Annotated in this window: 3 protein-coding genes; all 3 read left to right on the top strand. The window is 56.4% G+C overall.

Annotated elements, in window-relative coordinates; translation table 11 throughout:
* Positions 1-535, top strand: a 535-nt coding sequence (locus L691_RS0123310) for a response regulator transcription factor (protein WP_025692696.1), incomplete at its 5' end; no start/stop codon positions are given.
* 50 nt (positions 536-585) lie between these two features.
* Positions 586-1,995 (top strand): sensor histidine kinase, encoded by a 1,410-nt coding sequence (locus tag L691_RS0123305; protein WP_232229260.1) that lies wholly within the window; start codon positions 586-588, stop codon positions 1,993-1,995.
* A gap of 63 nt (positions 1,996-2,058) precedes the next feature.
* The coding region (locus L691_RS0123300; RefSeq protein ID WP_025692694.1) for an ATP-binding cassette domain-containing protein at positions 2,059-2,450 on the top strand (392 nt) is incomplete at its 3' end.

The raw sequence follows: 2,450 nt of genomic DNA, 5'->3' as shown, positions 1-2,450 counted from the left end.
GGTTATCCTGGATGTCATGCTGCCGGGATTGGACGGATTCACCGTGGGCCAGCGGGTAAAGAAGATTTTTCCTGACATTCCCATACTGATGCTCTCGGCGAGAACGTCCATTGACGACAAGCTCCAGGGTCTGGGGTTTGCCGACGACTATTTAACCAAACCGTTTCATCCGGACGAGCTGGCCGCGAGAATCGGGGTTTTGCTGCGGCGTGCGGGCAGCGTGTCATCTTCGCCGCTAACACTTAGGCATCTGACCGTCTATGAAGAGGAGAACCGGATTGTTCAGGCGGAGAGCGGGGAGGAAATACCGCTGACGGGCAAGCAGTTTCAGATTTTCTTTTACCTGTTGCGCCACCTCGGCCAGATTATGACCAAGGAGCAAATTTATGAAGCGGTCTGGGGTGAGCCCTATATGGAAGGGGACAAGACCCTGATGGTACATATCCGTTATTTACGCGAAAAGCTGGAGAAGGACCCGGGAGCGCCGGAAATTATTGAGACCGTCCGGGGCATCGGATACAGGGTCAAGGCATGATAAAAAAGAGCAGAACCCGAGGGCGTCTTCCTGAATTCCGCAGGTCACTAATGTCACGGTATCTGCTGATTATCGCGGCAGCCGTAATGTTCTTGCCCGTTATCATTTCTCTTAATATCATCTTTGTTTCCCTTTCCAACAACTGGATTAAGATACAGATGGATGACAGAATAAAGTCCGAGCTGGCGCTCTACTCCAACACTTCCAATTTGGAGAACAGATGGCATGAAGCGGCTCGACTGCTGGCCGGCAAGTCTCCCCGGGAGATTGACGCGCGCATAAGGGAACTGGGCGGGAGTTACCAATACGCTGCTATGTTCTGGGTGGACGGGAGCGGGGTCACCCGGCTGTCGCTTCCTGCGCAGAAGAAGGTGCCCGGGAGCGTCTCCGACAAGGAGACCTCCGTCCCGGAGACATGGACGGTTTCTTCGTCGATCACCTTTATGAAAGAAAGCATCAACCGTGATCCGCTGACTATTGTCGCTTTTATCGGCGACCATTCCGATGCCGGTGAAGGCTTCATGGTCATGACGGTTCCGGGGTCCGTGCTGCGGAAAGGCGCAAGCCATTTTCCGACTTTGGGGTATGTTACGGTGCTGTTCGTTCTGTTCATCGGGTTCGCGGTAGTATCCTGGCTGTTCTTCGCCAGAATACGCAGGCGGCTGCTGCAGCTTCAGACCGCGATGACCCTTGACGGCAGGGACGGCCTTCCGGCAGCGATTCCAAAGGGCAAGCCCGATGAGGTAGGTCTGCTGGAAGAGGCGTTCAATACGATGGTTGCGGAGCTTAAGGACAGCCGGCGCAGAGAGCGGGAGGAAGAGGATCTCCGCAAGCGGCTGATCGCCGATCTGTCTCACGATCTGCGCACGCCGCTTACCGTTGTGCGCAGTCATTTGTTTGAGGTCGGCAAGGAACCGCTGTCCTTGCAGGGAAGAGAATCGCTCAATCTGATGGATGAGCGCATCGCCGACCTTGGTGTTCTGATCGATAACCTGCTGAGTTATAATCTGCTGGCAAGCGGCAGGGTGAAGCTGTCGCCGGAGCGCAAGGATATTCTCAGGCTGCTGCGGGAAAGCGCTGCGGCGTGGTACCCGATATGGACCAAGGAAGGCATGGAGGTTGACATCGAACTGGAGGGCGAACCCTTGTACTGGGAGGTCGATGAAATCTGGTTCAAGCGTGTGCTGGACAATCTGCATCAGAACATCGTGCGCCATGCCAAAGGCGGCGGTTATGTCGGGATTGCCGCCGAGGACCGCAGCGGCACACGCACTGTCGTCATCCGCGACCGGGGACAGGGCATAGGCGAAGATTCTCCGGTGAAAGGGGCGGGTCTCGGACTCGCTATCGTCGATATGCTGCTGTCCCGCATGGGGCTTGCCTGGACGTCGGACAGCACTCCGGACGGCACCTCGGTCTTCATTTTTCCGAAAGAGCGGAATAATTTAAACGAAACTTAAACTTCACGTGCAGTCTTCTTTAACCTTGGGGCGGTATGCTGGTTACCGAGGTGAAGAATAGACATGGAAACGATTATACAAACGACGGAGCTGGTGAAAAAATATCGCGGCCGAACGGCGGTGGACCACCTGGAGCTGAGCATCGGGAGAGGCGAAATTTACGGATTTCTCGGGCCGAACGGCGCGGGCAAGACGACAACCATCCGAATGCTGCTCGGTCTGATCGCGCCGACGGAGGGGCGCGTCGAAATCTTCGGCCAAGATCTCCGCAAGGAGAGAATGGACATTCTGCGGAGAGTCGGCTCGCTTGTCGAATCGCCGTCCTACTACGGCCATTTGTCGGCGGAGGAGAACCTGGAGGCGATCCGGCGCATTCTCGGCGCGCCAAAGCGCCGCATCGCCGAGGTACTGGACATTGTCTCCCTGACCGGAGAGGAGAAGCGTCCGGTCAAGGG

Origin of the sequence: Paenibacillus zanthoxyli JH29 (genome assembly GCF_000520715.1) — a bacterium.
Taxonomy (GTDB): Bacteria; Bacillota; Bacilli; order Paenibacillales; family Paenibacillaceae; genus Paenibacillus_AQ; species Paenibacillus_AQ zanthoxyli.
Note: the sequence above shows the minus strand (reverse complement) of the source record. Positions and strands in the feature narration are given on the sequence as shown.